We start from the raw sequence: 14,319 nt of genomic DNA, 5'->3' as shown, positions 1-14,319 counted from the left end.
GTCCGCTCGTACTTCAATCGGCCGGATCCGCCGCTTTCGACCCCGTATATCACGACCGTGACGTATCGGCTCGACTGCCGGTCCCTAGGCTTTTGCTGGTGGTACTCGGACGTTCGTACGGGGTGAAAACCGTTAGCACAACCCATGAAAATCGGCGACCGCTGTCCGGTCTGCGAAACGCGCATCGGCGAGGGGGAGATCCGGTACTGCGAGACGTGTGGTCGGGGAGTCCACGAACCGTGTGAGGAGTACGAGACGACCTTCGAGTGTCGCCATTGCGGGGACGAGACGTGGATCGGGGCGGTCGAGTTCTGACCGGGTCGGCCGTATTTCGACGCGACTAGAGCAACCGATCGGCGATGATGTTTTTCTGGATCTCGCTCGTGCCGTCGTAGATCTTCGTGATCCGGGCGTCCCGGTAGAAGCGCTCGACCGGGTGATCCGAGACGTATCCCGCGCCTCCGTGAATCTGTAGCGCCTCGTCGGTGACGTCGACGGCCCGCTCGCTCGCGAACAGCTTCGCCATCGAGGCGAGTCTCGTGGCGCGGTCGTCCTCGCCCGACTCGAGCGCGGCCCCCGCCCGATAGGCGAGCGAACGCGCCGCCTCGACGTTAGTCGCCATCTCGGCGATCTTGTGTCGAATCGCCTGAAACTCCGAAATCTTCTGATCGAACTGTTCGCGCTCGTTCGCGTAGGCGATGGCTTCCTCGAGCGCGGCCTGTGCCACGCCAGTCGCCTGCGCGGCGACGTCGGCGCGAGCGGGGGCGAAAAAGCCCATGAGCTGGTAGAACCCCTCGTCGACCTCGCCGACGACGTTCTCCTCGGGGACGCGGAGGTCGTCGAGGACGATCTCGGCGGTGTCCTGTGCCTCGATCCCGAGCTTGTTCGTGATCGCCGTGGCCTCGTAGCCGTCGACGTCCGTCGGGGTGAGGAACGCGGTGATCCCGTTGTGGCCCTTCTCTGGCGACGTTTTCGCCATAACGATCGCGACATCGGCGACGGTGCCGTTGGTGATCCACATCTTCTGACCGTTGATTACCCACTCGTTCCCATCTTTCTCCGCATGCGTCTCCATTCCTGCAACGTTTGACCCGTGTGCGGGTTCGGAGATCCCGGTCGCAATCGGCGTCTCGCCCGCAGTGACCCGCGGCAGCCACTCCTCGCACATCCACTCGTCGCCGTACTCGACGAGCATTCCCGTTCCGAAGTCCGCCGCGGAAATCGACCCGCCGACGCCGGGATCGGCGCGCCACAGTTCCTCGGTGACGATGATCGTCGAAATCGGATCCATCCCCGCGCCGCCGTACTCCTCGGGAACGTGCGGCGCCACGAGGTCCAGATCTGCCGCTGCCGCGAGTAGTTCGGACGGATAGCGGTGTTCGGCTTCGTACTCCGCGGCGACCGGACGGATCTCGGCATCGCCGAACTCCCGGACCGCGTCCCGGATCGCCTGCTGCTCCGCAGTGAGCTGAAACGACATACCACGACCTCGGGCGGACGGACCGTCAATCCATCGGCAAGCGCCGGTGAAACGGTGTCCATGACGGAGCCGAGACGCGGTCTCACCGTTCGTAGGAGCGAGATGTCGTGTTCGAATACTGCGTGTCTCCCGTGCCATCCGCTGGAAAACGGACCAGTACTGTGTTGGCAATAGTACCGCGGCGGAACGCGCCCGTCGGGTGAAAAACGCCGTCGATTACATGTCTTCGAGTCGTTCACAGCGATTCTCGACGGTTATCCGATGATGAATTCGGGCCTGAAGACGGACGCAGCGAGGAGACACAGCAATACGAGGACCGCTGCTAGACGGAATAGGCCGGCTGTCAGTCGGCGGTTCTTCGGAAGGGACTCGGCAATGCCAGCCAACGCGGATCCGATCACCATTATGAGCAACCAACTGCTCGAGCCAGCGTTGCCAACAGTCCTGGAGTAGACGTACAGTCCCAGGAAGATGAGTGATCCAGCGAACTGGAGTATTGCAGTGGAACGGCCGGACGGCTTACTGAATACGACTTCGCTGATGGTGGAGGGCATCGAGGATATATTCTCACTCGAAGCCCAAATACTGTCTGTAGTCCTACAGCTCGGCGGGACGTCCGTCACCGATACCGAACAGAGTCCAGGCCAGTCCGAAGTGTTCGCTGACACGCTACCGAAACGGATTCAGCATCCTCCCCGACGACGAACCCGTCTTCGTCCGTGTCGCGAGCGTCGCGTAGACCGACCGGTTAGCCTCGGATCTCGCGCAGCTTCTCGCGACCCGGTGCGATCAGTTCGTCGAGGTAGGTCGCGAGCGTTCCCTTCGCGTCGGCGGGGTGGAGTTCGCCCGAATCGAGGTCCTCGGCGAGGTCCTCGTAGTCCTCGTAGGCCAGATCGCCGCCGTACTTGTCGGGCCGTTCGACCACGACCTCGTCGAACCGCGGGAAGACGTGGTACTCGAACAATTCGAGGACGGGGTTCTCGAGGTCGTCCTCCGGCTCCCGCGTCGGCGGACAGAACGCCGAGTTGACCTTCTCCTCGAGCTCCTCGGTCGAGTCCTCCATCGAGATGCTGATCCCCTCGCTCGAGGACATCTTGCCCTCGCCGCTGGTGAGGTCGGCGACGATCGGCGTGTGGATCGCCGGCCGGACGTCGTAGTCGAGTTCGGGCAGCTTCTCGCGGGCGAGCATGTGGACCTTGCGTTGGTCTAACCCGCCGACCGCGAGGTCCAGGTCGAGGTACTCGATGTCCAGCGTCTGCATCAGCGGGTAGACGAGGTGGCTCACCTTGGCCGTCTCGTCGCCCTGAATCTCGGCCATCGCGCGCTGGGCGCGGTTCATCGTCGTTTCGCGCTCGAGGTGGTGCAGGTCGAGGGTGTACTCCTCTTCGAGCTGGAACTCGGAGCCGTAGACGAACTCCGTTTGCTCCTCGTCGAGTCCGTAGGCGAGGAACTGGGCTTTCATCTGCTCGGCGGTGTCCCGGATCTCTTCGAACGTCCCCTTCTCGTTGAGGTAGGCGTGGACGTCCGCGAGCAGGACGACGACCTCCATGCCCGCGTCCTGGAGGTCGATGAGCTTGTTCGCGGTCAGGAGGTGGCCGAGGTGGAGCACGCCCGAGGGCTCGTAGCCGACGTAGGCGCGTTTCCCCGCCGGATCCTCGGCGAGGTCGCGGACCTCCTCGTCGGTGACGACCTCCTCGGCGTTGCGCGTCAGCAGCTCGTAGGCGTCCATGTGGGAGGGAAACCGGAGGAGGAATTTATACCTCCTGAAAAGCGCTCGCTCCGACTCGAGCGAGCCGCCGATCGGGGACGGTCAGAACGGCTTCAGGACGCGTTCGACGCGATCGCGCGCCGTGCCGGCCAGATAGCCGGTGGCCGCACCGACGCCGGCTCCGACGGCACCGCCCGCCGGTCCGGCGACGCCGCCGACTTTGCCGCCGAGTTTCGCTCCCTCGGCGGCGCCGCGGGAGGCGTGTTCCGATCGCAGACACGGTGGCTCGAGCGATGGCATGGGTCGACGGTTCGAACCAGTGACAGAAAATAGTTGGCCCAACAGTACCGGCAGCGATGAGACCCCGTTTCGGAGCGAAGCCGTTACGTGGAGAGGTCGCAGACGGTCGTTCTGCCGTCCTGTTTTAGATGGATCCGGTATCCCTGATAGGAAAAGGCGAGCGTCGCATCGCCGCGAGACGGCGGTTGCGAGCCGAAGAAGTTGGAAACGAGACTATCGATATCGCGATAGATCGGCGAGATTTCCGTCGGCTCGACGTCGTCGATATCGGCGATGAGTTCGACGAGTTGAACCATCTGATTGCCCTGATCGGCGTCCAATTGCCGTTGTAACACGACATCCTCGCCCGTGGCATCGATCGGCTCCCTCATCACTACCGGAGACATCGGACGCAGGGTGCATAACGATTGTACTGGCCCATGCGTGCCACGCGCCCGCATGGGAAAGCGAGGCGGACACTGTCAGTCAGAGATCGCCCGATCGAATCCGTTCCTCGGCCGCCTCGAGCGCCTGCTCTCGGTCGAAGTCGTCGATAATCGCCCGGAGCTCGTCGTCGTCCGCGTCGGCCAGTTCCCGCGCGTGCTCGGTGATGGTCGGCACGGCGCGAATGATGTTGTCGACGATCGGCACGTCGGCCACCTGCGGCGATCGGGACAGCGGGTTGAGGTCGATCACGATCTCGGTTTTCCCCATCTCGTCTAAGGCCTCGGCCCGGTCACCGTCCTCGAGCGGGACGAGCACCACGTCGGCCTCGTAGATCCCGTCGGCGTCGACTTTCGCCCGCTTGTGGTCCAGGTTCGGGATCCGCGCGTCGGCCTCGAGTCCCTTCACGTCGTCAGCGCCGTGTTCGCGGAGGTGATCGGCGATAGCCGTGAGTCGCTCCGGCGTGCGATTGAAGAGGTTGACCTCGAGGTCGGCACCCGTGGCATCGGCGAGGTCGACCATCTCGGCGGGGACCAGCGCCGCGACGTTGCCGTTGATCGAGAGGACGGGGCGGTCGGCGAGCAGGAGATGGGCCGCGGCCGCCCGTTCCGCGTCGTTCGCGCTCGGAATCGTTTCCTCACCGAGCAGGTAGTCGAACGCGCTGCCTCGTCCCTCGGCGTGCATCCCCTGGAGGTGCGTGATTCCCTTCTCGACGCCCTTCTCGATCCGATGGCGGGTGATCAAGTCCTGGTATCTGGGATGCTCCTCCGGAATCTCCTCCTCGTGCTCGACGTCGGCGGAGACGCTGTCGTAATCGCTCACGATCGGTCACTCGATTGGGTCGATAAAAAGCGGCCCGATCGGTCGCGGAGAGACCGCTCGGCCGACCGATCGATCGACCGGGGCCCGCTGGCCTGGCGACTCCGTCGACCACGAGCTGCCGAACTCGGTCGCGACCGATACTATATAAACGCCCGATAGATTTCGGGAATAGTGGCTCGGTCGAGTCGCTCCACGTCTTGATATGGCCACGGAACAGCAGGACAAGGCGGTGACCGAGACGTCTCGTTCGGACGGCGGGTACGAGGCGCACCTCGAGCGCAGTCGGACGGTCTGGGATCGGTGGAGCAACTATTACGGACAGAGCGAGAAGGATTTCGAGCCGATTCGCGAGGCGGCCATCGATCGACTGGCCCTCGAACCGGGCGATCGCGTGCTCGAGATGGGATGCGGCCCGGGCGTCAACTTCGAGCGGATCCGCGAGGAGATCGGCGAGGAAGGCGAACTCGTCGCCGTCGATTACAGCCCGGAGATGGTAGCGAACGCGCGCGAGCGCATCGAGGCCCGCGGCTGGGAGAACGTCAGCGTACAGCGAGCCGACGCGACGACGGTCGCGTTCGACGACCCCTTCGACGCGGCGCTCGCGTCGCTTTCCCTGTCCGTCATGCCTGACGTCCGACGCGCCGTGGAGAACGTCTCCCGCTCGCTCGTTCCCGGCGCGCGCCTCGCAATCGTCGACGTTCGGCCGGCTCCGAGCGGCCCCCTTCGAGTACTGAATCCCCTCATCTGGCGGTTCTTCCGCTGGTACGCGAACTGGAATCCCGACGGCGACGTCGTGGGGTCGCTCGAGGCCGTCTTCGATACGTGCGAAATCGCGGACACGCACTTCGCTGGCACGGCGTTCACGGCGCTCTGCACGAAACGAGCGGCTGACTGATCGGAGCCTACGGTCCCTCATCGAGCACGCGGTCGACCGCGTTGGCCTCGCCGCGTCGGAGGAGTTCCGACGCCGTCGAGACGGCGCACTCGAGTTCGTCGGCGACCGCTTCGATTCCGGCCGTCCGTGGAATTTCGTAGTAGCCCACGTCGCGGGCCGCGCGGAGCGCTACCAGTTGGCGATCGGTCACGGACGGTTCGGTGACCGTCACGTCCTCGCTCACCCAGCGAACGTCCAGTGTCAGTCTTTCTGGGACCTCGTCGACTACGGCCGACAGCGCCGACGAATGACCGACGATCGTCAGTCGAATCGTCCGATCGGATCGGACCTCGATCGGGGGCACGACCACGACGGTCTCCTGTGAAAGCGCGTTCAACAGCGAGACTCCCTCGGAGTCGAGCTCTCGGCGGAGATAACAGAAGAACCCGTCGTCCGCCGGCGTGATGTCGTACTCCAATACGTTCTCCAGGTCGGCCAGTCGCGGCTCGTAGGCGTCAGCATCGCCGTAGACGAACGACGTGATCGTCTCGACGCCGTCGACTGCCTGCCCACCCACGATTACCTCTCGCTCGATGCGGGGCGACTCGCAGATCGCCTCGTGGAGCGACGGAATCGCCTCCGAGGTGTATTCCAGTTCGATGCGCATCGATTTCATGGCTCGAGTATATCGACCGAAGCAAATAAATCCCGATAGCTATCGGGAATATTTCCGTGTTTCGTCGGCGCCGGCATCGGTATGTGCCGGAATTCCGTCCGACGATAGCTTCGGTGTGGGCCGGTCGTCGGGATCCGAGTCGTCCCGCATCGAGCGGGGAACGGACCGAAGAAACCGGCGAAAAAGCGGTCAGTCAGTGAGCGATTCGAACCGCCGTCGCGACTACTCCGTGAACGTGATCCAGCCGTCGGGGGCCTGCGCTTTCACGTCGTTCATCGCTTCGCGGGCAGCGGTCCGCGTCTCGTAGGTCTGCGTGCTCTCGGCCATCGTCGTCCCGTACTCGTCGATGAGCTGCCAGACCCAGCCGTCCTCCGCGATGTGCAGTTCGAAGGACACGCTGTCGATCTCGAGGATGCTCGCAGCTTCGATGAGGTCGCGAACGTCCTCGAGGGCCTCGCGGGCGTCTTCGGTCGTTTCGTAGGTCTCGGAGCCGGTCGCGACGGTCCGTCCGTCCTCGTCGATGAGCCGCCAGTGCCAGCGGTCGTCCTCGTTGGCGACGAGTTCGAAGGACGCGACGTCGAAGTCGACGCGGCCCGCTTTCGGCGCGAGCTGACGGACTTTGTCGACGTCGTCCATGAGATCGTCTTTGGTCTCGGCGGTGCCGACCCCGTTGGCCAGCACGTCGCGCTCGCGGTCGACGAGGTCCCAGGACCAGCCGTCCTCCTCGTTGAGCCGGATTGCGCCCTCTTCGATCGCGAAGATCGGTGCGTCGGTCGCGTGTTGCTGAAGGTCCTCGACGCCGGCCGTCGCCGCGTCGCGGTCGGCGTAGGACACGTCCGAGTCGGCGATCTCTTCGCGGTCGCGGTCGAGCAGGCGGAAGCGCCACTCGCCGTTTCCGTAGAGCTGGACGGACACGTTGCCGATCGTGTACTGACGGGCCGATGCGGCAGCCTCGCGCACGTCGTCGAGGCCGTCGACCAACTCGTCGCGGGTCGGATGGGCCTCGTCGCCGAGCGCGACGGTTTCGCCGTCCGGCATGACGAATCGCCAGTGCCAGTCCTCGGTCGCATACGTCTGGAAGATCGCGTTGTCCATCGTCCGCACGTCGGACTCGAGGTGCTCGAGCAGTCGGTTCATCGCCTCGCGAGCGGCGTCGCGGGTCGGGTGGGTGTTCGGGTCCTCGGCGACGAGCTTCCCGCCCTCGTCGATGAGCCGCCAGCCCCACTCGTCGTCCTCGTTGACGAAGAGCTCGAACGCCGCGGTCTCGATCTCGAGCAGTTCGGCCTCGGGAGCCTGCTCTTTCAGCGTCATCATCGCCTGGGACGCCTCGTTACGGGACGTGTGCTCCGCGCCGCTGTCCGCGAGGACGTTGCCGTCCTCGTCGATGAGCCGCCAGCGCCACTCGCCGGAGTCGGCCTCGTAGACCTGGAACGCCGCGTTCTCGAACTCGATGAGGTCGGCTTCGCTGGCCTGCTGACGGACCCGCTCGATCGCTTCCGTCGCCGAGTCGGCGTCGGCGTGTGGTTCGGTACTCGCGGCGATGATATCGCGGTCGTCCGTCACGAGCCGCCAGTGCCACGGGTTCTCGTCTCCCGCCGGCACGTCGCCGGTCGTCGTCCCGCCGTCGGCCGCCGGCTCGGGCTCGTCGATCGTTTCGGCGAGCGTGCCGTCCGAGGTCGAGGCTGCGCTTCCGGCGGCGCTCTCGTCGTCGGCCTGGAAGACCTCGTACTCCGCGGGTTCGATCTCGACGACGTCCGCCTCGGCGGCGTTGTCACCGAACTGCTGGGCCCACTGTTCGGAGCTCCCCTTGTCGGCGGTTCCGTCGGGACCGCGCGCGATGACGTGTTCGGCTTCGTCGACGAGTCTGTAGTGCCACTCCTCGTCCGATTCGTAGAGTTCGTAGGTCGGTTCGCCGGAGACGGTAATCGACGCCGACTCGAGGTCGGGCAGGAGCGATTCGGCGGCTTCCTCGGCCGAGCGCCGGGAGCTGAACTCGTGCGTGCTGGTCGCGAGGACGTCGTCGGCCGCGTCGACGAACCGCCAGGTCCAGCCGTTTGCCTGCTCGCAGAGTTCCACGCCGATGGTGTCGATGTCGAGGACCCGCGCCTGATCGAACGTTTCGGCGAACTCCCGAGCGTCCTCCTCGGCTGTTTCCTGGGTCGAATGGCCGGATTCGCTCGCGGCGAGCGGGGTCCGATCGTCGTCGACCAGCTGCCAGTGCCACTGATCGCGTCGCTCCTCGTAGGTGAACGCTGCCCCTTCGATCTCGATCACGTCCGCGTCGGGACCGCGGTCTTTCAGGAAGCTCACCGATTCCTCGGCACCGTCGCGCTGGTCGAACTCGCCGGCACAGGAGCCGACGATGGAACCGTCGTCGCGGGCGAGCGTCCACTGCCAGGTGCCGTCGCGGTCCTCGTAGAGTCGGAACGCCGACGTCGTCAGCTCCATCAGCCCCGCGGAGCTGATCTGGGATTTGACGCGTTCGATCCCTTCAGAGGCGTCCGGGCGCGTCACGGCGCTCTCGTTGCTCTGGGCCAGCGCCTCGAGGTGGAGGACGTGCCACTTCCAGTCGCCGTTCTCGTCGCGGAAGACGGCGAACTGAGCGCCTTCCATCGCGTCTCCCGTCATGATCGGCGGATCTTCGCTCGTCCCTTCCTCTTCGACGAACATCCCCTTTCGTCCCGTCAGGATGGGAACGAGGGCGGTTACCCCCGCGATGATCCCGATACCGACCGTGTAAACGGTAATCACTTGAACGCTGTAGTCGACGCCGAGTTCCCGCCAGTTGTTCGGATACGCCCACCCGAAGAAACCGACACCCCCCAGCGCGACGAGGAGTCCGACGACACTGGCCTGAATCCCGCGTCGCCGTACCGGTAGCATGAGCACGATACCGAACAGACAGAAGGCGAGTCCCGTCGCGGCCGTCACCCCCGCGATCCTGATCACCGTATAGTTGTACCCCTCACCCGCGTATCCGATTACGAACGTTGCCACCCCGGCAGCGCCGATAATGTAACCGACGATAAACAGCCAGTAGCCGTAAACGTCCTTGCTCGAGTCGGGTTCGCCGACGTACCGTTCGTACAGCCGAAACAGTCTGTGGTGTATGTCAGTGCGTGAAGCCATTGCCAAACTTGAACGGATAACTTGAACGAATCATAATAAAGTTCTGGCTTCCTATAGTCTTACTGTCACATATAATCGGCAATATTTTCAGACTCTTTTCCTATAAAATGATTCTCAGGGGACAAGAACCGATCCGTAACTCCCTCGACCGAGAACGGTGATCGATAGAACGGCTCCACAGGTCAAACTGACGAGTGAGCGTCAGCGATGACGGACGGATGGCGTTTTCGTCAGCGGAGCAGCCGTCGAATCACCGTTTATCCCCCCACCGTCTGGTGATTTAGTACTGAAATATCTTCTAATCGCCTATATCTCGAACGAATACGATTATTTGAGCACCGCGCCCGCAGGATGTGTCGTACAGACGGACGGCTCGTAGCCGGCGTCGGAAAGGCCGGTTCCGAGCGCAAAGACGGTTTCGCCCAGCATGGCCATCGACGCCTGTCCCTCCGCGGCCGAGACGTCAGCGATGGTTTCGATGACCCGTTCAGTGAGCAACTCGGCGTCGCGCGCGAACAACCGCGAGGCGTACATGAACGACAGAAGGGTCGGCTCTTCGACGACCCTGGAGAGTGCCTCCTTGCCGGCCGCCGTCAGCTGGTCGGTGTCGCCCGAAAGCACGTCGGCGGTCGAGAGCTCGCCGAAAGAAATGTACTCGACACGCGCACGCGCCGGAATTGCGTCGAGCGTGTTGTCCTGTGGCCCGCCCGGCTCGAGGCGAATCGGAACGCCCCCGTGGGCCTGCGCCACTACGTCACCGAGCCCAGTGCCGGCCTGTACCTCGGCACCGTGGGCGATGGTGACCAGTTCGTTCATCGAGAGCTTGCGTTCGAACACGCGGTTCACCGCGAGCGCTGTACCCAGTGTTAGTGCCCCCGAAACACCGAAGCCAGCGCCGATCGGGAGATCGGAATCGGCCTCGACGCGGGCGCTCGCGTCGAGCGTCTCGAGCACGGTCGTCACCGGATCGACCTCGATTTCCTCCCCGTCGAGTACGATAGTTGACTCCGTCGCCGGTTCGATCGTTACTTCGACACCGTCCGTGAGCGTCAGTCCCGCGCCCCGTGAGCCGGCTTTCGTCGGATCCTCGTCCGGGTGAGTGCTGAAAAAACCCGTAACATGTCCGGGAACGAACGCCGTCGCCTCCTCGCGCATTACCACCCCGATTTTGGCCCGAGCGATATAATCTTGAAGGTTCCGTTCCGATCCGTCGGCGGCTCGAGCGCGGTTCCGGTTCGGGCCGGTGATGCGTTTCTCGGGACAGGTGGCGAAGGCGATGGCGGTAGCAATCACGAAAGGGGGTCGATCTGGTTCGCGGTTGAATATCTGCCGAGGATACGGAGGCGGTCTCCCGTTCGCGTTGAGAATCGTGCTGCTCGCTTCGTTCAATTTTATATATACTTCGTATGGAGAAAGAAACGTCAATGATTGGTACGTGCATGCATAGTTTGCAGTATGACAACTAACGACATGCCCGGCGACGGGCTGGCAACGGACGAATCGACGACGAACCGACGAACGCTCCTGAAAGCGACGGGGACGGCGATCGTCGGCGGGACGGGACTGGCGGCAGCGTCCACCTCGGCGTCAGCACAGTGGGGCGGACCCGACGTGATCTCGGTCGACGACGGCTGGTTCGGCTGGAGCGCCGACGGCAGCCTTCCGGTCACGGACGAACTGCTCGTCTTCATCCACGGCTGGTTCGGCGATAGCACCGTCTCGAGCCAGGCCACCGACGTGCTCGACTCGCTCGAGGCGGGCGGCTACTCGCCGGATGCGACCGCCGCGATCGAGTGGCCGGCGACGAACTTCAACTACCTCGGTGCCGAGAGCGACACCGAAGACGTCGGGGAGGTCGTTGCCGGCCTCGTCGAGGACTTCTCCGACAGCGGGGGCGGTAACGTTCGTCTCGTCGGCCACTCGCTCGGCGGTCGATGCGTCCTGTGGACGGCGACGAAACTGAGCTCTGGGTACGAGATCGAGACCGTCGCGCCCCTGGGCGCGGCCGCCGACGGGTCGGAAGTCTGTGGCGATCCGTGGAACCCCGGCCTCAGCAACGCCTGTGAGGTCCGCAACTACCACTCACAGAACGACTCGACGGTCGGCTCGGCCTACGGTGGCTTCGGCGATACCGCCCTCGGGACCGAGGGCGCGGGTTGTAACCCGGCCGCGAACTACACTGACGTCGACGTGACCGGCAGTGTCGGCGGCCACCTCGAGTACCTCGGTGACGGAGCGGTCGGCGCGGACCTCGCCGCGGCGATCAACACCGGTAGCTGCGACTGATCGCCCGCGACGTCAGCCGTGGATGTTCGCCCGATTTCCGTGACATACCACCACTACGGGTATCTTTCTGAGTATCGACGGCGAATCGAAATATCGGATCCGGAATCAAGAGATACAATTTTCACGCCAAGATGAATAACTGATACCCGTACAACGTTTCAGTTACGTTCTACACATCAATCATCAGGACCCAATGATTTTTATACATATAATGGTTCGAGTGGATATACTATGGGGAATCCGGTCACTACATTGGGGGAACGAATTCGGAGTAGCTATGCACTGAAGCTTCTTCTCGCACTGTTCGTCGTCGTCGCCGCAGTTGCTGCTATCGGGGCCCTGATTTACGTACAGACGGGGACGAGTCTCGCGGACGAGACAGAGTCGACGATGGTTCAGTCCACCGAACTGCAGTCGGAGTCCGTCGCGGAATGGGTCGACCACCGGCGGGGACAAACGAGATTCCTGGCGTCCTCGGATGCAGTGCGGAGCGGCGAGACGGATCGCATCCGATCGACGTTCGACGCGGAATACGAGCGAATGGATCCCGCCGTTACGGGCGTTCACTACGTCGACGCGGCCGACTACGAAGTGCTCGCGAGCACGCAGGGAGACGCCGAGGGCAGCAGTCTCGCAGATACACCGTGGGCGAGCAGCGACATCGGCGGCAGGGAACCGACGCTCTTCGGTCCATACGAGTCGGAAACCGCCGAGGGACCCGTTGCCGGATTCGTCACCAAAGCTGCCGGCGACAGCGATCGCCTCGTCGTCCTCGAGTTCGACCTGGTGACGGTTTCGAACTCCCTCGAGCAGCCGGCGAACGTGAGCGGGTCGTTCACCCACGTGGTCGACTCGAACGGGATCGTCGCGTTGAGCCACCACAACGACCGTGTCGGGGAGCCAAACGTCGACTCGTCCGGCGAACCCGAATCGATGGCTGTCAAGCGAGGCCTCGACGGCGAGGTCGACTACGTCGAAATGGAGATGGGCGGCCAAACGATGTCGATGGGCTTCGCCCCGGTCGAGGGGACCGACTGGGTCATCATGACGCACATTCCGACCACCGAGGCGTTCGCGCTGCAACAGGAGATCACGCAGTCGGTGATCGCGCTCGTACTCGTCTCGCTGGTCGGGCTCGGCGTCATTGGCATCGTCGTCGGTCGATCGACGAGTAACTCGCTCGGCACGCTCGCGGAGAAGGCGGGTGAACTCGAGCGGGGGAACCTCGACACCGAACTCGAGAGTGATCGACGCGACGAGATCGGGCGACTCTACGACGCCTTCGCGGAGATGCGCGATTCGGTCCGGGAGAACCTCCGGAAGTCCGAGGAGGCACGGAATCGAGCCGAGCAGAAGGGTCGGGAACTGGCGGCGCTCGCGGACCACCTCGAGACGAAAGCGACCGAGTTCCGCGACGTGATGGAGCAGGCCGCTGACGGCGATCTGACGCGCCGGATGGACGCGGACAGCCAGAACGAGGCGATGAGCGATATCGCAACCGAGTACAACGAGATGATGGCCGAACTCGAGCGAACGACCGACGGCGTCAAACGGTTCGCAGACGAGGTCGCGGGACACGGCCAGCAAGTCACGGCCAGCGCCGAAGAGGTCCAGCAGGCAGGTGGCGAAGTCAGTCAGGCCGTCCAGCGTATCTCCGACAGCACCGAGCGCCAACACGAGACGTTCCGCGCCGTCGCCGACGGAATGGAGGAGATTTCGGCGTCGACCGAGGAGATCTCGTCGCTGTCCACCGAGGTGACGACGATCGCCGAGCGGACGGCGGAAGCCGGACAGGAGGGGACGACCGCAGCGACCGCAGCGATCGAGGCGATGGACGAGATCGACGAGGACGCGGAAGCCGCCGTCGACGAGATCGAACAGCTCCAGGCACAGGTCGACCGCGTCGACGAGATCACGGAGTTCATCCAGAAGGTCGCCGAGCAAACGAACATGCTGGCGATGAACGCCAACATCGAGGCCTCCCGTAACGGATCGGACATGGAGGGGTTCACGGCCGTCGCGACCGAGGTCAAGGAGCTTGCAGCCGAGACGAAGGCGTCGGCCGACGAGATCGACCAGCTCGTCGACGACATCACGTCACAGACGGACACGACCGCGACCGAAGTTCGGAAGACCCGTCAGGGGATCGCCTCGAGCGCCAAGACGGTCGAACAAGCGGTCGATGCGCTCGACGAGATCGCCGGCTACGCCAAACAGACGTACGACGGGACGAAGGAGATCAAGAACGCCAGCCAGCAACAGGCCGCATCGACGCAGGAAATCGTCACGATGGTCGACGAGGCCGAGTCCCTCAGCGAGCACGTCGCGAAGGAGGCGAGTACCGCCGCCGCGGCCGCCGAAGAACAGACGTCCGCACTCGCGGAAGTGACCGAGAGCGCGACGCAACTGGCCGAACGAGCCAACAACCTGCAGCGGCACCTCGACGAGTTCGAAACCAGTGGATCATCGAGGACGGCGCAGTCTGCAGACGACTGATCGGTCGGACGGCCGCCACGACGCGGATTCCTCTTCGAACCGATTCGCCGTGATTTCTGACCCGCAGGACGTTCTGACTGCGTTCCACCGGCTCGAGGACGGGCCGAATTCTGTTCAGCTAGCAC

The 14,319-nt window shown here is 63.9% G+C and carries 13 protein-coding genes; 4 read left to right on the top strand and 9 right to left on the bottom strand.

What is annotated here, in order from left to right:
- Nucleotides 1-144: 144 nt before the first annotated feature.
- Nucleotides 145-315 (top strand): hypothetical protein, encoded by a 171-nt coding sequence (locus LDB05_RS08810; protein WP_226007551.1) that lies wholly within the window; start codon nucleotides 145-147, stop codon nucleotides 313-315.
- A 25-nt stretch (nucleotides 316-340) separates the two neighbouring features.
- On the opposite strand, the gene LDB05_RS08805 is transcribed toward LDB05_RS08810, so the two are convergent.
- The 6 genes from LDB05_RS08805 to LDB05_RS08780 form a co-directional block, all read right to left on the bottom strand.
- The gene (locus tag LDB05_RS08805) at nucleotides 341-1,480 is read right to left on the bottom strand and encodes an acyl-CoA dehydrogenase family protein (RefSeq protein WP_226007550.1); all 1,140 of its coding nucleotides are present in this window, start codon (nucleotides 1,478-1,480) and stop codon (nucleotides 341-343) included.
- A gap of 254 nt (nucleotides 1,481-1,734) precedes the next feature.
- Nucleotides 1,735-2,034 carry a DUF8011 family protein gene (locus tag LDB05_RS08800; RefSeq protein WP_226007549.1) on the bottom strand — a complete coding sequence of 100 codons (300 nt, stop codon included), beginning with the start codon at nucleotides 2,032-2,034 and terminating at the stop codon, nucleotides 1,735-1,737.
- 194 nt (nucleotides 2,035-2,228) lie between these two features.
- Nucleotides 2,229-3,209, bottom strand: a complete 981-nt coding sequence (locus tag LDB05_RS08795; RefSeq protein ID WP_226007548.1) for a tyrosine--tRNA ligase — start codon at nucleotides 3,207-3,209, stop codon at nucleotides 2,229-2,231.
- Between the two features lie 81 nt (nucleotides 3,210-3,290).
- Nucleotides 3,291-3,488 (bottom strand): hypothetical protein, encoded by a 198-nt coding sequence (locus LDB05_RS08790; RefSeq protein WP_226007547.1) that lies wholly within the window; start codon nucleotides 3,486-3,488, stop codon nucleotides 3,291-3,293.
- A gap of 83 nt (nucleotides 3,489-3,571) precedes the next feature.
- Entirely contained in the window at nucleotides 3,572-3,859 is a 288-nt protein-coding gene (locus tag LDB05_RS08785) for a HalOD1 output domain-containing protein (RefSeq protein ID WP_226007546.1), read from the bottom strand.
- A gap of 94 nt (nucleotides 3,860-3,953) precedes the next feature.
- Nucleotides 3,954-4,733 carry a 4-phosphopantoate--beta-alanine ligase gene (locus tag LDB05_RS08780; protein ID WP_226007545.1) on the bottom strand — a complete coding sequence of 260 codons (780 nt, stop codon included), beginning with the start codon at nucleotides 4,731-4,733 and terminating at the stop codon, nucleotides 3,954-3,956.
- Between the two features lie 202 nt (nucleotides 4,734-4,935).
- Here LDB05_RS08780 and LDB05_RS08775 point away from each other — a divergent pair, with 202 nt between their 5' ends.
- Nucleotides 4,936-5,628 carry a class I SAM-dependent methyltransferase gene (locus LDB05_RS08775; protein WP_226007544.1) on the top strand — a complete coding sequence of 231 codons (693 nt, stop codon included), beginning with the start codon at nucleotides 4,936-4,938 and terminating at the stop codon, nucleotides 5,626-5,628.
- Between the two features lie 7 nt (nucleotides 5,629-5,635).
- On the opposite strand, the gene LDB05_RS08770 is transcribed toward LDB05_RS08775, so the two are convergent.
- From LDB05_RS08770 to LDB05_RS08760, 3 genes are all read right to left on the bottom strand, one after another.
- Complete coding sequence (locus LDB05_RS08770; RefSeq protein WP_226007543.1) at nucleotides 5,636-6,283, bottom strand: helix-turn-helix domain-containing protein; 648 nt, start codon at nucleotides 6,281-6,283, stop codon at nucleotides 5,636-5,638.
- 222 nt (nucleotides 6,284-6,505) lie between these two features.
- The gene (locus LDB05_RS08765; protein ID WP_226007542.1) at nucleotides 6,506-9,412 is read right to left on the bottom strand and encodes a DUF1508 domain-containing protein; all 2,907 of its coding nucleotides are present in this window, start codon (nucleotides 9,410-9,412) and stop codon (nucleotides 6,506-6,508) included.
- Nucleotides 9,413-9,739: 327 nt separating this feature from the next.
- On the bottom strand, nucleotides 9,740-10,567 hold the full coding sequence (locus LDB05_RS08760) for a pantoate kinase (RefSeq protein ID WP_226007888.1): 828 nt from the start codon (nucleotides 10,565-10,567) through the stop codon (nucleotides 9,740-9,742).
- 300 nt (nucleotides 10,568-10,867) lie between these two features.
- Here LDB05_RS08760 and LDB05_RS08755 point away from each other — a divergent pair, with 300 nt between their 5' ends.
- Together LDB05_RS08755 and LDB05_RS08750 are read left to right on the top strand one after the other, a co-directional pair.
- Nucleotides 10,868-11,698 carry an esterase/lipase family protein gene (locus tag LDB05_RS08755; RefSeq protein WP_226007541.1) on the top strand — a complete coding sequence of 277 codons (831 nt, stop codon included), beginning with the start codon at nucleotides 10,868-10,870 and terminating at the stop codon, nucleotides 11,696-11,698.
- Between the two features lie 252 nt (nucleotides 11,699-11,950).
- Nucleotides 11,951-14,194 carry a methyl-accepting chemotaxis protein gene (locus tag LDB05_RS08750; RefSeq protein WP_226007540.1) on the top strand — a complete coding sequence of 748 codons (2,244 nt, stop codon included), beginning with the start codon at nucleotides 11,951-11,953 and terminating at the stop codon, nucleotides 14,192-14,194.
- The last annotated feature ends 125 nt before the right edge of the window (nucleotides 14,195-14,319 follow it).

Origin of the sequence: Natrinema salinisoli, from assembly GCF_020405205.1 — an archaeon.
Classification (GTDB): Archaea; Halobacteriota; Halobacteria; order Halobacteriales; family Natrialbaceae; genus Natrinema; species Natrinema salinisoli.
The sequence above is the reverse complement of the archived record's forward strand: the minus strand, read 5'-3'. Positions and strand labels throughout refer to the sequence as shown.